Annotated in this window: 16 protein-coding genes; 7 read left to right on the forward strand and 9 right to left on the reverse strand. The window is 71.8% G+C overall.

Features of this window, described 5'->3' with window-relative positions:
• Window positions 1-137 precede the first annotated feature (137 nt).
• From TN53_RS19495 to TN53_RS19515, 5 genes are all read right to left on the reverse strand, one after another.
• Window positions 138-1,601, reverse strand: coding sequence for a sensor histidine kinase (locus tag TN53_RS19495; RefSeq protein ID WP_046259826.1), 1,464 nt, complete (start codon window positions 1,599-1,601; stop codon window positions 138-140).
• Window positions 1,598-2,323: a response regulator transcription factor gene (locus TN53_RS19500; RefSeq protein ID WP_046259827.1), complete on the reverse strand. Its 726-nt coding sequence runs from the start codon at window positions 2,321-2,323 to the stop codon at window positions 1,598-1,600. Before TN53_RS19500 ends, TN53_RS19495 begins: the two co-directional genes overlap by 4 nt.
• Before the next feature lie 417 nt (window positions 2,324-2,740).
• Window positions 2,741-3,760, reverse strand: coding sequence for a zinc-dependent alcohol dehydrogenase (locus TN53_RS19505; protein WP_046259878.1), 1,020 nt, complete (start codon window positions 3,758-3,760; stop codon window positions 2,741-2,743).
• 10 nt (window positions 3,761-3,770) lie between these two features.
• Complete coding sequence (locus TN53_RS19510; RefSeq protein WP_046259828.1) at window positions 3,771-4,631, reverse strand: fumarylacetoacetate hydrolase family protein; 861 nt, start codon at window positions 4,629-4,631, stop codon at window positions 3,771-3,773.
• A 27-nt stretch (window positions 4,632-4,658) separates the two neighbouring features.
• The gene (locus tag TN53_RS19515; protein ID WP_046259829.1) at window positions 4,659-5,477 is read right to left on the reverse strand and encodes an IclR family transcriptional regulator; all 819 of its coding nucleotides are present in this window, start codon (window positions 5,475-5,477) and stop codon (window positions 4,659-4,661) included.
• 48 nt (window positions 5,478-5,525) lie between these two features.
• Between TN53_RS19515 and TN53_RS19520 the strand changes: the two genes are divergently transcribed.
• Window positions 5,526-7,241 (forward strand): IlvD/Edd family dehydratase, encoded by a 1,716-nt coding sequence (locus TN53_RS19520; RefSeq protein ID WP_199924613.1) that lies wholly within the window; start codon window positions 5,526-5,528, stop codon window positions 7,239-7,241.
• 48 nt (window positions 7,242-7,289) lie between these two features.
• Here TN53_RS19520 and TN53_RS19525 read toward each other — a convergent pair whose 3' ends face one another.
• The gene (locus TN53_RS19525; protein ID WP_046259830.1) at window positions 7,290-8,264 is read right to left on the reverse strand and encodes a helix-turn-helix domain-containing protein; all 975 of its coding nucleotides are present in this window, start codon (window positions 8,262-8,264) and stop codon (window positions 7,290-7,292) included.
• Between the two features lie 118 nt (window positions 8,265-8,382).
• On the opposite strand from TN53_RS19525, the gene TN53_RS19530 reads away from it, so the two are divergent.
• From TN53_RS19530 to TN53_RS19540, 3 genes are all read left to right on the forward strand, one after another.
• A complete protein-coding gene (locus TN53_RS19530; RefSeq protein ID WP_046259831.1) occupies window positions 8,383-9,411 on the forward strand; it encodes a saccharopine dehydrogenase NADP-binding domain-containing protein in 1,029 nt (342 codons plus the stop codon).
• A gap of 107 nt (window positions 9,412-9,518) precedes the next feature.
• The gene (locus TN53_RS19535) at window positions 9,519-10,319 is read left to right on the forward strand and encodes an SAM-dependent methyltransferase (RefSeq protein ID WP_046259832.1); all 801 of its coding nucleotides are present in this window, start codon (window positions 9,519-9,521) and stop codon (window positions 10,317-10,319) included.
• A gap of 722 nt (window positions 10,320-11,041) precedes the next feature.
• The gene (locus tag TN53_RS19540) at window positions 11,042-11,803 is read left to right on the forward strand and encodes a PIG-L family deacetylase (RefSeq protein ID WP_046259833.1); all 762 of its coding nucleotides are present in this window, start codon (window positions 11,042-11,044) and stop codon (window positions 11,801-11,803) included.
• 24 nt (window positions 11,804-11,827) lie between these two features.
• On the opposite strand, the gene TN53_RS19545 is transcribed toward TN53_RS19540, so the two are convergent.
• Window positions 11,828-12,193: a hypothetical protein gene (locus TN53_RS19545; RefSeq protein ID WP_046259834.1), complete on the reverse strand. Its 366-nt coding sequence runs from the start codon at window positions 12,191-12,193 to the stop codon at window positions 11,828-11,830.
• A gap of 130 nt (window positions 12,194-12,323) precedes the next feature.
• Between TN53_RS19545 and TN53_RS19550 the strand changes: the two genes are divergently transcribed.
• The gene (locus TN53_RS19550) at window positions 12,324-12,707 is read left to right on the forward strand and encodes a barstar family protein (protein ID WP_046259835.1); all 384 of its coding nucleotides are present in this window, start codon (window positions 12,324-12,326) and stop codon (window positions 12,705-12,707) included.
• Window positions 12,708-12,746: 39 nt separating this feature from the next.
• Here TN53_RS19550 and TN53_RS19555 read toward each other — a convergent pair whose 3' ends face one another.
• Window positions 12,747-13,436, reverse strand: coding sequence for a DUF6882 domain-containing protein (locus TN53_RS19555; protein WP_046259836.1), 690 nt, complete (start codon window positions 13,434-13,436; stop codon window positions 12,747-12,749).
• 181 nt (window positions 13,437-13,617) lie between these two features.
• Here TN53_RS19555 and TN53_RS19560 point away from each other — a divergent pair, with 181 nt between their 5' ends.
• Complete coding sequence (locus tag TN53_RS19560; protein ID WP_046259837.1) at window positions 13,618-14,595, forward strand: endonuclease/exonuclease/phosphatase family protein; 978 nt, start codon at window positions 13,618-13,620, stop codon at window positions 14,593-14,595.
• Window position 14,596: 1 nt separating this feature from the next.
• Here TN53_RS19560 and TN53_RS19565 read toward each other — a convergent pair whose 3' ends face one another.
• The gene (locus tag TN53_RS19565) at window positions 14,597-15,400 is read right to left on the reverse strand and encodes a maleylpyruvate isomerase family mycothiol-dependent enzyme (protein ID WP_046259838.1); all 804 of its coding nucleotides are present in this window, start codon (window positions 15,398-15,400) and stop codon (window positions 14,597-14,599) included.
• Between the two features lie 100 nt (window positions 15,401-15,500).
• Here TN53_RS19565 and TN53_RS19570 point away from each other — a divergent pair, with 100 nt between their 5' ends.
• Window positions 15,501-15,779: a hypothetical protein gene (locus TN53_RS19570; protein ID WP_063776261.1), complete on the forward strand. Its 279-nt coding sequence runs from the start codon at window positions 15,501-15,503 to the stop codon at window positions 15,777-15,779.
• The last annotated feature ends 1 nt before the right edge of the window (window position 15,780 follow it).

Consider the following 15,780-nt stretch of genomic DNA (forward strand, 5'->3'; position numbering starts at 1 on the left):
TCCCAGCCGGACGGCCGCCGAGTGATCACTGTGGGGGAGCAAACTGAGTCCGAGCTGAAACAGGCAGCGAGGGCAGTCGGCAGGGAGGTATGGACGGCCCTGGGGATCCCTTGCGATCTGCGAATATGTGGGGACGCTTAGAGTTCGCGGCGGTGCGAGGGGAGCGTCACCGAGAACTCGGTGCGTCCGGGCTCGCTCGCCACGTCGAGGCGGCCCTCGTGGGCCTCGGTGATCGCCGTCGCGATGGCCAGGCCCAGTCCCGTGCCGCCCTCCCGGCCGGGGGCACGGGAGCGCGAGGCGTCGGCCCGCGTGAAGCGTTCGAAGACCGAGGGCAGGAGGGCGGGCGGGATGCCGGGGCCGTTGTCCCGTACCCGGACCACGCAGTGCGTGTCCGTCGCCTCCACGACCACGGTGATCTTCGTGCCCGCAGGCGTGTGCAGACGGGCGTTGGACAACAGGTTGGCCACCACCTGGTGCAGCCGGGAGGCGTCGCCGGCGACGGCCGCCCGGCCACCGTCGAGGCGCAGCGCGAGCTGCCAGTCGTGCCCGGCGCCCGCGGCCCGGGCGTCCCACACGGCTTCGGCGACCAGCGTCGCGAGGTTCACCTCGTCCGACCGCAGCGGCCGTCCCTCGTCGAGACGGGCGAGCAGCAGCAGATCCTCGACGAGTCCGGTCATCCGGGCCGACTGGGCGGCGACACGGGCCCAGGCCAACTCCGGTGCCATCCTGCGCGTACCGCTCTTCATGAACTCGGCGTAGCCGGAGATCGAGGCGAGCGGCGTGCGCAGTTCATGGCTGGCGTCGGCGAGGAAGCGCCGCATGCGGTCCTCGGTGCGCTGGCGTTCGGCGAGCGAGGACTCCACATGGTCGATCAGGCGGTTGAGCCCGGCACCGACCTGGCCGGTCTCGGTGCCGGGATCGGTGTCCGCGGCCGGCACGCGGGTGAGCCCCGTGACCTCGCCGCGGTCCAGTGGCACCCGGGCGACCTCGGCCGCGGTGGCGGCGACCCGGCCCAGAGGGCGCAGTTGCCGTCGTATGACCACCGTCGCGGCACCCGCCGCGGCGGCCAGAGCGACGACGGCGATCACGACTTCCACGACGACCAGGCCGTCGATCATGCGCTGCACATCGTGCATGGGGAGTCCGGCCAGTACGGGGACCCCGTCGCCGCCGATCGCGGTCACGCGATAGGTACCGAGCCCGGGGACGGTGCGGGTGTGCAGCGAGCCGTCCGTCGTGATCCCGTCGAGGGCGGCGCGCTGGCTGGCGGTGAGGACCTGCCGGCGGCCGTCGGGGGTCACGACCTCGGCGGCGATGACGTCGCCGCCGCTGAAGCGGGCCGCGAGGGTTCCGGTCGGCTGTCCGCGCTCGTTGAGGAAGCCGAGGTCCGTCGCGCCGCCCGTCCGTCGCTGGAGTCCGCCCTGGCTGCGTTCGGCGGCGTCGGTGACGCGCTGGTCGAGATCCCCGAGCAGATAGACGCGTTGGACGAACACCGTCGTGAGGGCCATGGCCGCGCACACGACGACCATGGTCACGGAGATGAACAGCACCAGACGCGCCCGCAGCGAGCGCCGTCCCAGACGCGGGCGGTGCGGCCTCATGCCCCGTCGTCCGCGGCTCTGATCGCGTAGCCGACACCGCGCACGGTGTGGATCATCGGCGTACGGCCTTTGTCGAGCTTGGAGCGGAGGCTGTAGACGTACACCTCGACGAGGTTCCCCTCGCCGTCGAACGAGGAGTTCCAGACGTGGTCGAGGATCTGCGTCTTGCTCAGCACCTGGTGCGGGTGGCTCATGAGGAAGGCGAGGAGGTCGAACTCCTTGGCCGTGAGCGGGACAGGCGTCCCGCCCCGGCGCACCTCGCGGCTCCTCTCGGCCAGCACGAGGTCGCCCAGCACCAGCACCTCGCCCTGCTCGGGTGCATCACCGGGGCGGACGCGGCGCAGCAGGCCCCGCAGCCGCAGCATGACCTCCTCCAGGGAGAACGGCTTGGTCACGTAGTCGTCCGCGCCCGCCGACAGCCCGTGGATCCGGTGCTCCAGGGCGTCGCGGGCGGTGAGCATCAGCACGGGCAGCCGGGCGTTCTCGCTCCTGAGCGTGCGCAGGACGTCGACCCCGTCCACATCGGGCAGCATCCCGTCGAGGACGACGAGGTGCGGGGAGCAGTCCCGCGCGATCCGCAGCGCGCCGCGGCCGTCCTGCGCCGCGAACGGCCGCCAGCCTGCCTCGGCCACCGCCGCGGACAGCAACTCGGTGAGCTCGGGCTCGTCGTCGACGATGAGCACGCGGACCGTGCCGTGGCGAGTTGCGGAAGGGCCGGACATGCCCCGACCCTTCCGCAGGGGCCTGTGGGAGGAATGTGCGTGACCTGAGCGCGCCCCATGTGCGGGAGCGGCGGCCGTGCCGGGTACGTGCTGCTCCGGCCCTCGGCGGGCCGGGGTCGCGCGGGCCACGGGCACGGGCTGGCGGTACGGGTGGGTCGATGCCGGCTGGCGTGATGCGCGCGGGTGTTCCGGCGCCGGCGATCGGATGTTGCGAGGTGGACGCCGACGGGCTGCGGGCCGATGCCTCTTGGCCGGCGTCGATGGGTTCCGTGCTGGACGCGGGTTCCGGGTGGGCCGGTGCGGCGAGGCCGAGGCGGACGGGCTCCGGCCGGTCGCTCGTCCCGGACGAGCCGCGATGCGTCTACCCTCCCGGGCGGCGCGTTCGGGAACGTGGCGCGAACGCCGTGACGCCCGCCTTCACCGGCCGTACCGAGGGTCGACATGGATCTTCGGACCCGGCCCGGCACCCGCCGGACGCTCACCGGCGAGCACCGGTCCGACCTCGTCGAGCCCCACGGTCGCGGCGACCAGTGGCCTGGGGTCCACCGACCCGTCGGCGTAGGACTTGATCGTCGCGTCGAGCCCCGGGGAGGCGGACAGGACGCCCACCGCCGTCACGTCCTTGAGGAGGAGCGTGCGATGGTCGAGGCGGGCGGGTTCGCCGGCCAGCCCGATGTAGACGACGCGGCCCGCCGGCTCGACCAACTCCAGGGCACGGTTGGGGAGATGGGGCGCGGTCGAGGCGTCCACGACGGAGTCGAACGGCAGGTCCGGCACGGCCCCTTCCGTCCATGCGTGCGCGAAGCCCAGGTCGCGGGCGAAGGCGAGGGAGCCGTCGGTGACCCCCATCAGGTGCACCTCGGCACCGGCGGCCCGCAGGAACATCGCGACCAGCAGTCCGATCGTCCCCGGGCCCAGCACCAGGGCCCGGTCACCGGCGCGCGGCGCGGCGGCCTGTGCGGCCCGCAGGGCATTCCCACCCGGCTCCACGAGCGCTCCGAGTACGGCGTCGACGGAGTCGGGCAGAGCGTGCAACGAGGAGGCAGGAACGGCGAGTTGCTCCGCCAGCGCCCCCGCCCGGGCCCCGCGGATACCCACCTCCTGCCGCTTCTCGCAGACATGCCCGCGGCCCAGCAGACAGCGCCGGCAGGTGCCGCAGCCGAGCATCGTGTCGCCCATGACCCGGCGACCGAGCCAGCCGGGGTCGACGCCGTCGCCGAGCGCCGTGACCCGGCCGGACCACTCGTGGCCGAGGCGCATCGGGTAGGCGGCGTGTCCCTGATGGAGATAGGCCATCTCACCGGTGAAGAACTCCACGTCGGTGCCGCACACGCCGACCCGCTCGACGTCGACGACGACCTCACCGGGCCCGGCCACCGGCGTCGGGAGGTCCTGGACCTCGTAGGCGCCGGGGCCGGTCAGTACGAAAGCGCGCATCGAGAGCCGCTCACCGGGGCCCGAGCACACGCTGGCGCTGCGTGCCGAGCTGCTTGATGCCCAGCTCCATCACGTCACCCGGCTGGAGATACACGGGCGGGGTGAGGCCCATGCCGACGCCGGGCGGGGTGCCGGTGTTGATGAGGTCGCCGGGTTCCAGGACGAGGAACTGGCTGAGGTAGTGCACGATGAAGCAGGGATCGAAGATCATCGTCTTGGTGCTGCCGGTCTGCCGCCGCGCCCCGTTGACGTCCAGCCACATGTCCAGCGCGAGGACGTCGTCGATCTCGTCGGCCGTGGCCAGCCACGGTCCCGCCGGGTTGAAGGTCTCCGCGGACTTGCCCTTGGCCCACTGCCCGCCGCGCTCCAGCTGGAAGCCGCGCTCGCTGACGTCGTTGACGACCACATACCCGGCGATGGCGTCGCGGGCCTCCGCCACCGAGTCCAGGTAGCAGGCGCGCCGGCCGATCACGATGCCGAGCTCCACCTCCCAGTCGGTCTTGGTGGCACCGCGCGGGATGCGCACGTCGTCGTGGGGCCCGATCAGCGTGTTGGGCGACTTGGTGAACAGGATCGGCTCGTCGGGCACGGCCATGCCGCTCTCGGCGGCGTGGTCACGGTAGTTGAGCCCGATGCACAGGATCTGGTGCGGACGTGCGAGGGGGGCGCCGACGCGCTCCCCGGCGAAGCGGGACACCTGCCCCGCCGCCGTCCGCTCGGCCACGACGGGACGGATGCGGTCCAGGCCGCCCGAACCGAAGAACGCCTCGTCGAAGTCGCTGACGACGTCGCAGAGGTCGACGTACGTCTCGTCGTCGAGGCGGGCGACGGGCTTCTCGGCGCCGGGGGCACCGATGCGCATGAGGTACACGGGGCTGTCTCCAGGGTGGTGGGGGTTTCAGCCGTTCGGCTCGTTCAGCAGGGCACGGATCTCGTCGAGCGCGTCGACCAGGGTGGCGAGCGGCGTCCGGTAGGCCAGCGCGCTGATGCTCACGGCTCCGGAGGGGGTCGTCGGGGAGGTGAGATAGACCGGCAGGGCAAGGCAGTTGACCCCGGTCTCGTTCTCCTGGTCGTCGACGCCGTACCCGCGCTCCCGCGTGGCCGCGAGTTCACGGTGCAGATCGGCCGCCGCGCACAGACTCCGTGGCGTACGGCGATCCAGGCCGCCCGCGTCCCCGACCCATGCCTCGACCTTCTCCAGGGACGTCAACTCCCGTGCGAGCAGCAGCTTTCCGACGGCCGTGGTGTGGGCGGGGTTGCGTCCGCCGATCGTCGACGTGAGCCGTACGGCACCGGTGGGCGGGTCGACCTTGGCACGGTAGACGACCTCATGGCCGTCGAGCAGCGCGTAGTGCGCCGTCTCACCGAACCGGCCTGCCAGCGCGTCGAGCACGGGCCGGACCCGGACATGATCGGGCCGTGCCTCGTGGTGGGCGAAGGCCATGCGCAGGAATTCGTCCCCCAGCACATAACGGCCGCGCGCGTCCTGGTCGGCGAGCCCCGCCCGCCGCAGCGCCCCCAGCGCCCGGTGCACGGTCGGCTTGGGGCTCCCCATCACCCGGGTCAGCTCCTCCAGCCCCACGCCCTCGGGATGGCGGGCGAGCTCCTTGAGGACCGCGAGCACCCGGTCCGACCCCACGAGTCGGCCGCCGTCGGCGCCGGTTGCGCCGTCCGCGCCGGGGTCTGTCGGTCCGTCGTACGTCTGCGTAGGCTTCATCGCGTTCCGAACAGTAGACCGCCGTACCGACTATTGGAAGGGACCCCCATGGTGAGGCTCCGCAGCGCACAGTGGTACGCGGGTCAGGACCGCAACGGTTACATCCACCGGGCGTGGATGCGCCGGGGCGTGCCCGCCGACGCCTTCACCGGGCGGCCCCAGATCGCCATCGCCAACACCGCCTCCGACCTGACGCCCTGCAACGCACACCTCGACGAGGTCGCGGCCTCGGTGCGCAACGGCGTCTACGAGGCGGGCGGCATCCCGTTGGACCTGCCGGTCGTGTCGCTCGGCGAGACGAACGTGCGCCCGACCGCGATGCTCTGGCGCAACATGGCCGCGATGGCCACGGAGGAAATGCTGCGGGCCAACCCCCTGGACGGCGTCGTCCTGTTGGGCGGCTGCGACAAGACGATCCCGTCCCTGCTCATGGCCGCCGCCTCGGTGGACCTGCCCGCGGTCGTGGTGCCCGGCGGCCCGATGCTCAACGGCACCTTCCGCGGCAGCCTGCTGGGCTGCGGCACCGGGGTGTGGCAGCTGTCGGAGGAGGTCCGGGCGGGCACGCTCTCCCAGGAGCAGTTCACCCGCTCCGAGTCCTCGATGATCCGCAGCCGCGGACACTGCAACACCATGGGCACCGCGTCGACGATGGCACTGGTCGCCGAGGCGCTGGGCACGGTACTGCCCGGCGTGGCCGGCACCCCAGCCCCCGACAGCCGCCTCCTGGAGGCCGCGCACCACACCGGACGGCTGGCCGTGGACATGGTCGCCGCCGACCGGCGGCCGGGCACCTTCCTGACCAAGGGCTCCTTCCACAACGCGATCGTCGCGCTGGCCGCTGTGGGCGGCTCGACCAACGCGGTCGTCCATCTCCTCGCGATCGCGGGCCGGTTGGGTATCGACCTGACCCTCGACGACTTCGACCGCATCGGCTCACGCGTCCCCGTCCTGGTGGACCTCCAGCCCGCCGGCCGCTTCCTCATGGAGGACTTCCACCGCGCCGGGGGGCTTCTCGCCGTCCTGCGTGAAGTCCGCGACCTGCTCGACCCCGACGCGCTGACCGTCACCGGCGAACCCCTGGCCGGCTTCCTCCACGACGCCACCGTCTGGGACGCCGAAGTCATCCGCCCCCGCGCCGAACCACTCGTCGCCGAGGGCGGTATCGCCGTCCTGCGCGGCAACCTCGCCCCCGACGGTGCCCTCGTCAAACCCGCCGCGGCCTCCCCGCACCTGCTGCGCCATCGCGGCCGGGCCGTCGTCTTCGACTCCATCGAGGACTTCCACGCCCGCGTCGACGACCCCGACCTGGACGTCGACGCCGACTCCGTCCTTGTCCTGCGCGGCTGCGGACCCAAGGGCTACCCGGGCATGCCCGAGGTCTCCAACATGCCGCTGCCGAAGAAACTCCTCGAACAGGGCGTCCGCGACATGGTCCGCGTCTGCGACGGCCGGATGAGCGGCACGGCGTACGGCACGGTCGTTCTGCACGTGGCCCCCGAAGCGGCGGCGGGCGGTCCGCTGGGGCTGGTGCGCACGGGCGACTTCATCACTCTCGATGTCGGGGCCCGTCGTATCGACGTCGACGTACCGGACGACGAACTCGCCCACCGCAAGCCCGACCAGGCCACGGTCGACGGCTTCGCCGCACCCCGACGCGGCTGGGAGCGGCTCTACGTCGACCACGTCCTGCAGGCCGACACCGGGGCCGACCTCGACTTCCTCGTCGGCTCCAGCGGCTCCGAAGTCAGCCGTGAGTCACATTGAGCGTCGCCACGGAAGGCGTAGAAGCCGTGGAGGGTGGTTGGGTCGACGTCACGCGACGGCGCCCTCGACGGCGCCCTCGACGTCGGATCGTGCGCGGAAGGTGCGGCGATAGGTGTCCGGGGGCACGCCGAGCGTGCGGTTGAAGTGGCGGCGCAGGGTCGTGGCGGTGCCCATGCCGGTGGCTGTCGCGATGGCGTCGACGCTGTCGTCGGTGGCCTCCAGCAACTCCTGGGCGCGGCGGATCCGTTGGGTCAGCAGCCACTGGAGCGGGGTGGTGCCGGTCGTCTCCCTGAACCGGCGGCCCAGGTGGCGTGAGCTCATCCGGGCCTGACGGGCCAGGTCCTCCACGGTCAGCGGCTGGTCGAGGCGCTCGACGACCCATGGCAGCAGTGCGCCGAGCGGATGGTCGTCGCGGGTCGGCACCGGGGCGGCGACGAACTGTGCCTGGCCGCCCGCCCGGTGGGGTGGCACCACCAGGCGGCGGGCGACGGCGTTGGCGACGGCCGAGCCGTGGTCCTGCCGGACGAGGTGCAGGCACAGGTCCATCGCGGCGGCCTTGCCGGCGGAGGTGAGCACGCTGCCGTTGTCGACGTAGAGCACGTCCGGATCCACGTCGATGCCCGGATGGCGGTCGGCCAGCACGTCGGTGTGCGCCCAGTGCGTGGTCGCCTGCTTCCCGTCCAGCAGACCGGCGGCGGCCAGCACGAACGCCCCCGTGCACAGGGAGGCCACCCGGGCACCCGCCTCATGGGCCGCGCGCACCGCGTCGACCAGCTCGGCGGGCGGGTCCACATCGACGTCCGCCCAGCCCGGCACGATCACGGTGTCGGCGTGCCGGAGCCCGTCGAGTCCCTGGTCGGGCTCAAGGCGGAACCGGCCGACCCGCACGGCGGCGGAACCGCAGACGGTGACCTCGTACCAGGGGACGGTCACGCCGACCGGGGCGGACCCGAACACCTCGTAGGCCATGGACAGTTCGAAATGCAGCATTCCGTCGGTGACGGCGAGCGCGAGAGAGGCCATGTCCGAAAGTGTACGGGGCACGTCGTTCCGGACACTCACGGAAGGCCGTACGAACTCGGCAGAATGGTCTCAGTCGATCAGCGCACACCGTCGATCAGTCGCACACAGGGGAGATCTCATGGGATCGGGACAGACGGTCACGGTGTACGGCGCGTACGGGCACACCGGACGCTTCGTGGTCGCACACCTGCTGGAGCGCGGATTCGTCCCCGTGCTCTCCGGCCGTGACGCCGACAAGCTGCGGCAGCTGGCCGCCTCCTTCCCCGGCCTTGACGTCCGGCCCGCATCCGTCGACGACACCGCTGCTCTCGACGGTGCCCTGGCAGGCGCGGACGCCGTGATCAACAGCGCGGGCCCCTTCGCGACCACCGCGGCCCCCGTGATCGAGGCGGCGCTGCGCGCCGGGATCCCCTACGTGGACGTGGCCGCCGAGATCGAGGCCAACGTCGACACCTTCACCGACTTCGCGGACCGCGCCCGGGCGGCGGGAGCCGTGATCGTCCCCGCGATGGCCTTCTACGGCGGCCTCGGCGACCTCCTGGCCACCGCCGCGATGGGCGACTGGACGACGGCCGACGAGGCGCACATCGCCTACGGACTGAGCAGTTGGCACCCCACCGCCGGGACACGGGCCGCGGGCGAGGTCTCCCACGGCCGACGGGGCGGGCAGCGCGTGCGCTACACGCAGGGGCGGCTGGCGTACCACGACGACCAGCCGACGGTTCTGAAGTGGCACTTCCCCGAGCCGATGGGCATCCGGGACGTCATCGGGGAGTTCACGATGGCCGACGTCGTCACGATCCCCAGCCATCTGTCCATCCCCGAGGTGAGCACCCACATGGCGAGCGAGGCGGCCAGGGAACTCGCCGCCTCCGACACACCGGCGCCGACCGCGACCGACGACGGGCGCTCCGACCAGACGTTCCTCGTCGACGCCGTCGTACGCTCCGGCGGCACCGAACGGCGCGCCGTGGCCAGAGGCCGGGACATCTACGCCGTCACCGCACCGCTCGCGGTCGAAGCGGTCCACCGCATCCTCACCGGCCGGACCAGGACGGTCGGGGTCGCCTCCGCCGGCGAGATCTTCGACGCACCCGACTTCCTTCGCGCACTCTCGCCGCACATCACCGTCGAGCTGCGCCCGTAGCGGTAACGACGACCGGAACTGGGGCCACGAGCACGGAAGTTGATGTGCGAAGCTGTCCCCACCGTGAGCGGCGAGCGGGCCGTGGCGGGCGTCGGGAGGAGCGCAGGGTGACAGGGGACGGCGTGCGTGCCGAGAAAATCGACACCAGCAGACCGCACCCTGCCCGGATCTACGACTATCTGCTGGGCGGCAAGGACAACTACGAGGTCGACCAGCGAGCCGGCGACGAACTCGCCGCCGCCGCACCCGAGGTACGGATCGGCCTGCGCGCCAACCGGGGGTTTCTGCGGCGCGCCGTCCGCCACGTCGTCGCCGAGGGCGGCGTCCGCCAGATCCTCGACATCGGCACCGGTCTCCCCACCTCGCCGAACGTGCATGAGATCGCCCACGAGGTCGCACCGGACGTCCGTGTGGCCTACGTCGACAACGACCCGATCGTCAAGGCGCACGGCGACGCCCTGCTCAGCAGCGACGGCACGACCAGCATCCTGCTCGGCGACCTACGGGACCCCCGAGCCCTCGTGGACCACCCCGGCATCCGCCAGGTCATCGACTTCGGCGAGCCGGTCGCCCTGCTCCTCGTCGCGATCGTCCACTTCCTGACCGACGCGGACAAGCCTGAGGAGATTGTCGCCACCCTGCGCGACGCACTCCCCTCCGGCAGCTACCTCGTCCTCTCCCACGCCACCGGCGACTTCGCCGACCGCACGGCGGCCCAGGCCGTCTACAACAAGGCCTCCGCCAGCCTGAACCTCCGCTCCCACGCCGAGGTCGAGCGCTACTTCGACGGCTTCGACCTCATCGAACCCGGCCTCGCCCAGGCCCCGTTCTGGCGCCCGGACACTCCGCCGCCGCCCGGGTCCGAACTGATCGGCTTCTACGGCGGCGTGGCGCGCAAGCGCGACTGATCGCCGCACCGGGTTCAGCATCGGCCGGCGAAGGGGGAGCGCGGTGGTGGATCAGTGGGGCACGCTGCTGGGCGTGCTGGTGGGCGCCTTGGCGTCGTACGCGGTCACGGCCCTGACCGAACGGGCCCGCTGGCGTCGTGCGCAGGCCGAGCGCTGGCAGGAGAAGAAGTTCGACGTGAACGCGCGTTACAGCAACGCGCTCAAGGAACAGATCGGAATCACGCAGCGCATCGGAGCGGCCCTGGGGTACGCGCATGTCGTCGACCCGCTGGAACCCGCAGAAGGGCTGCCGCTGCTGGCCGAGGCCGAAGCGCGCCGGGCCACGTTGTGGGAGTCCGTCCTGCTGGTGGGCGACGCGGAGACGGTGGTCGCCGCTCGGTCGTGGCACGAAGCCGTCTGGACCTTGGAGTTGCATGTGCGGGAGCAGCGGCAGGACGCGCAGGGATGGACCCTGGACTCCCAGCGGGTGAGCCGCAGACGCGACGCGTTCTACACATGCGCCCGGAGTGAGCTGGGGGGTGACCGGTCCGCCCCCGCCGTCCGGCAACTGGCCTCGCGCCTGGCAGCCCGCCGAGGGGACCGCCGACTGACCGCCCCAGCAGGTCCCCTGGCAGGTGGCCGTCGCACGGCCGGGCGGCATCCCGGTCCTGTGCCGGAGGGCACGGAACCGAGTCGCACCGTCCCCGATCCGACCGACCACTCGCCTCGGAAGGTGATCACCCGTGCCCGTGCCGAGCCTGCTCGCCGTCTTCGCCCACCCCGACGACGAGTCCCTGTCGGCGGGCGGAGTGCTCGCCCGCCACGCGTCCGCCGGCGCGCGCACCGCGGTCGTCACCGCAACCTGGGCGCAAGACACCCCGCGCGCCGCGGAGTTGGCCGAGGCGCTGCGCATCCTCGGCGCAGGCGCCCCGCGGATGCTCGGCCACGCCGACGCGCGTGCACCCCGATCGGCCCCGGGCAGCCCGCGGTTCTGCGATGCGCCGCTCGATGAGCTGGTGCGTCAACTGGTCGATCACATCCGGGAGTTCCGACCCGACATCGTGATCACCCATGATGCCTACGGCGGCCTGACGGGCCACCCGGACCATGTCCACACCCACCGGGTCACCACCCTCGCTCTCGAGGCGGCCGGCCTCGAACGCCTCTACCCCGACGTCGGCGAGCCCTGGCAACCGAGAGCCCTGTACACGGCCACGCATCCGCACTCCGCCCTGCGGTCGTGGGGCACCCACTGGGCCCCGACGGGCAAGGCGATGTACACCGTTCCCGACGAGCGCGTCACCGCGACGGTCGATGTCCGCCCTTGGCTGGAGCAGAAGATCGCCGCCGTCCTGGCCCACCGCACCGAGGTGACCCGAGGAGCCGCCCCTGGCCTGATCGCCGCCCTCCCGGCAGCCGACCGGGAACTGCTGCTGTCGACGGAGTGGTACATCCGCCACGGCCCCGTCTCCACGGGAGCGGCACAGACGGAACTGACGTCCTGAGACCCTCGGCGGTGGACTCTTCCGTCACGTCCGCTCGCCGTGCCGCGACCGCTGCGCCACCAACAGAGCGGCCCCGCCCACCACTCCCAGGATCCCGGCAGAGCGGAAGGTGCGTGAGGAACGCCAGGACAGTACCGACCACTGCGACTGCGCGGACAGGCACGACCCAGTGCTCAGCCATGACCCGAACGAGACCAGTGACAGCGCCGACCCGATCGACCCCACGGACAGCGCGCTCCCGATCGACCCGATGGACAGGGCCGAGCCGACCGACCCGATGGACAGCACCGATCCCACGGAGCCGATCGACAGCACCGAGTCCTGCGACCACAGGGACAACACGGAGTTCGAGCCGGCGCGCTGTGTCGACGATCCGCATGTTTTGGTCATGAGGCCATCTTGCCCGTCGCTCCGGAGGGTTCGCACCCGATGCGTCCCACGAGGGTGCTCACCTCGGCGGCGTGAGACGGGGTCGGGGCGGCGATCCGAGCTCTGCCGAGCGGCACGTATTCTGCGGGGCGTGACAGTCACCTACGTTCTGGACGGCTCGCGGGTCACCACGCTGGAGGACTTCTGGCGCGTCGTGGGGGAAGCCATCGGCGACGACGGGTACTTCGGGCGTAACCTCGACGCCTTCGTCGACTGCCTTCGAGGTGGCTACGGCACGCCGGAGGACGGCGACTACGTGATCGAGTGGCGTGATCATGAGGCGTCCCGCCGTCACCTCGGCCACCCCGAGACCGCCCGGCAGCTCGAAATCCGGCTCACGCGCTGCCACCCGACGAACCGGCCCTCCGGGAGCGCGGAACTGGCGGAAGCCCGTGCCGGACGCGGCCCCACCGTCTTCGACTGGCTGGTCGAGATCATCGAGGACGAGCATCCGGGCGGACTACGCCTGCGCTGACCGGCCCCCGGGCAAGCCTCACAACCTTGCCCGGGTCGCTCAGGGCAGAACCTTCACCTGCACCCCAGAGATCCGCCCCACCGCGTCGAAGCCCACCTCGACCGCGTTGCCGGCGCCCAGGTCCGCGACGATCCGGTCGCCCTCGGAGCTCTGGGGCACGTTGTGGTGATCGAAGTAGCCGCCGACGACCTGGCGGGCCGAGTACCCGATCAGCCCCGCTCCGGTGAGCAGCGTCCGGGGCAGCGTGACCGGGTCCAGTCCGGCACGGGGGACCCGGGCGTCGTCGGGCAGGAAGTAGACCTGCGTGGCCGGTCCCGCCGGAACGCCGATGTACCCGGGCGCCTCGGCCACCCCCATCCCCGTGAACGCGAGCATCTCGGCGGCCCGCCGAGGATCGGCGAAACCGGACAACGGCACGATCTCCTCGGCCAGTTCGGCGATTCCGTGCACCCGCCCGTAGCGTCGGACCGCGCCGGTCAGCGCCACCACCTCGGTGCCCCGCAGCCCAGGATTGGCCCAGCCCCACATCCAGGACTGCTGGTCCATGTCGTAAGTGCCCAGCACCGCCACCCGCAGCTCCAACTCCCCCTGCCGGTACAGGCAGGAGGGCAGATCGGCCGTCCACGGCCCCTCGGGCAGAAACGCTCCCAGCGCGTCGAGCTGGGCCGCGCCCCACGCGGCATGTCGTTCGGCCTCGAGCAGGAACGCCTCGCTGAATTCGCTCACCATGCCCCGACCTTACGAACCCGCCGGATCACACCTCGAACCGGGTCGGCCCGGCGAACGAGAAGCCGGGCCCGTCGGCTCCCCTGTTCGGCCGGACGAGGCGCGTCACCGCAACGGCCTCTTGCTCCGCCGCGCGCGATCTCGCAGGCTCGAAAGGCTCTGTTCTCAGCGTCGAGGAGGATCTGTGCCCGCTGAAGCCGACATCCTGGCGCCGCCCCAACGAGTGGTCGAACGAGTCGAACGTTGGGATGCGTTCCTCGACGGGGCGGTACCGGCGAAGGACGCCGGGACCAACCTGCTGATCGCGACCTGGAACCTGCGCGCCTTCTCCGACCTCACCAAGGCCTGGACCACCCCGGAGGGTGCCTCGCCGAAGCGGAACTTCACCGACATCCACCTGACCGCGTCGGTCATCCGGCGATTCGACGTCGTGGCGGTGCAGGAGGTGCGCGGCAACCTGCGTTCCCTGCGCTATCTGCTGAAGGTCCTCGGCGACGACTGGGCGTTCATCCTCACCGACGTGACACGGGGCAGCGCAGGCAACAGCGAGCGGCTGGCGTTCCTGTTCGACACCCGCAGGGTGAAGCCGTCTGGACTGGCCTGCGAGCTGGTGGTGCCCCTGGAGGAGGACGCGGGCGTACCCGCGACCGATCTGGAGAAGCAGTTCGCCCGTACGCCCTACGCGGTCAGCTTCCTTTCCCAGGGCCAGACGTTCACCCTGGTCACCCTGCATGTCCTGTACGGCGACAAGGCTGCCGACCGGGCACCGGAACTGCGGGCGATCGCGCAGTGGCTGGCCTCCTGGGCGGAACGGGAGTTCGGCTGGGACCACAACCTCATCGCGCTGGGAGACTTCAACATCGACCGCGCCGGCGACCCTCTGTTCCAGGCCTTCACCTCCACCGGCCTGGTCCCCGCCCCGTCCTTGGACGGCCTGCCGCGCACGATCTTCGACGACCCGGGCGCCGAACACTTCTACGACCAGATCGCGTGGTTCACCAAGGGGCAGAAGCGCCGACCGGTGCTGACGCTGGAAGCACTGGCCGGAGGGCACATCGACTTCGTGCCCGAACTGCGCGGCGACCGGACGCTGGGCGAGCTGTCCTGGCACATCTCCGACCACTTTCCGCTGTGGGTGGAGTTCGGGATCCCGGCATCCTGAGCTATTTGCGGAGCCAGAAGCCGGAGCGCTGCAGCCACAGGGACAGCAGGTCGCCGTCCCCGAACACCTCGACCGACGTGTCGGCCGGGGTGCGGCGGCCGTAGAGAAGCAGAACGAGGTCGGTGAGCGGGGCGCGTACCGCCACCGCGGCCTTCGCGTGGGTGTGGCTCCAGGTGATCGGCACGCCCGTGAGGTCCACCAGCCATTCGGCCCGGGGCGCGTCGGTGGCGTGCAGGTGCAGTGTGCGGCCGGGTCCGGTGAGCGGCGGGGCGTCGGGCCCGGCGGCCTCCAGGACCCGGGGGAGCGCGCCGAACCCCATCCACTCGTCCAGGGCGTCCCGCGCCAGCTCCTCCCGTACGGCGAAGGGGGTGCCCGTGACGAAGGCGGCGTCGGCGGCGTGCAAGGTCGTCTCATGGGCCATCCGCCGGGCCCAGAACCCCGCGACACCGCTCGGCGCGACGGTCCACACCGGGGTGTCGGGGCCGGCCTCGCGCAGAGCACCGGTCAGCTCCGCCGCCCCCTCGGCGAGCCAGGCGTCCAGGTCGGCGGCGGACTCGGGACCGGGCGAGAAGACGTCGTCCACCATGTCGTGGGCGACGGGACCGGTGGCCCGGCCGCGGACGATCCGCGCCGCCCAGCGATGGGTTCCCCCGACATGCCGGGCGAGCTGGGTGAGGCTCCACCCGGGACAGCTGGGGACGGGTGTCGCGGCCGGCCCCGCCTCGGCGGACCGCACAGCGGCCCGCAACTCGTCGGCCCGGGAGCCGATTTCGGTGCAGTGGACGTCGTGCTTCACATCACTCACCGAGCCACCGTAAGACGGACCGGGCTTCCGCTCAACGCGGATTCGCGACTGGCTCCGCCCACCGGCCGTGCAGTTGAATCGCCGGATGAACCCGATGAGCATGTCCACCCGAGAGATCCGCATCCCCCTCGACGAGGTTGTCGCAGTTCTCCAGGACCTCAACGAGTTCGTGGTCTCCCTCGACCGCCTCGGCTCCCGCGAGGCATCCGGAACCGCGGACGACTCCACAGTGGGCAGGTTCGTCGCCGACTGGGATGTCGCCCGCCGTCTGGCCCACGCCCGGCGCGTCATCAGCGTCGCCCTGGACGAGCAGCTGAGCGAGGAGGACAACGCCGCGATCGACGTCCTGTGCGACCAGGGACGCTTCTACGGCGCTTAGC

Source organism: Streptomyces sp. WM6386 (assembly GCF_000972385.1).
GTDB lineage: Bacteria > Actinomycetota > Actinomycetes > Streptomycetales > Streptomycetaceae > Streptomyces.

Bases quoted from the DNA above. Each gene is read 5' to 3' on its own strand.
- TN53_RS19530 (WP_046259831.1), top strand. From the start codon at position 8,383: ATGGGATCGGGACAGACGGTCACGGTGTACGGCGCGTACGGGCACACC.
- TN53_RS19520 (WP_199924613.1), top strand. From the start codon at position 5,526: ATGGTGAGGCTCCGCAGCGCACAGTGGTACGCGGGTCAGGACCGCAAC.
- TN53_RS19505 (WP_046259878.1), bottom strand. From the start codon at position 3,760: ATGCGCGCTTTCGTACTGACCGGCCCCGGCGCCTACGAGGTCCAGGAC.
- TN53_RS19495 (WP_046259826.1), bottom strand. From the start codon at position 1,601: ATGAGGCCGCACCGCCCGCGTCTGGGACGGCGCTCGCTGCGGGCGCGT.
- TN53_RS19570 (WP_063776261.1), top strand. From the start codon at position 15,501: ATGTCCACCCGAGAGATCCGCATCCCCCTCGACGAGGTTGTCGCAGTT.
- TN53_RS19525 (WP_046259830.1), bottom strand. From the start codon at position 8,264: ATGGCCTCTCTCGCGCTCGCCGTCACCGACGGAATGCTGCATTTCGAA.
- TN53_RS19545 (WP_046259834.1), bottom strand. From the start codon at position 12,193: ATGACCAAAACATGCGGATCGTCGACACAGCGCGCCGGCTCGAACTCC.
- TN53_RS19515 (WP_046259829.1), bottom strand. From the start codon at position 5,477: ATGAAGCCTACGCAGACGTACGACGGACCGACAGACCCCGGCGCGGAC.
- TN53_RS19555 (WP_046259836.1), bottom strand. From the start codon at position 13,436: ATGGTGAGCGAATTCAGCGAGGCGTTCCTGCTCGAGGCCGAACGACAT.
- TN53_RS19500 (WP_046259827.1), bottom strand. From the start codon at position 2,323: ATGTCCGGCCCTTCCGCAACTCGCCACGGCACGGTCCGCGTGCTCATC.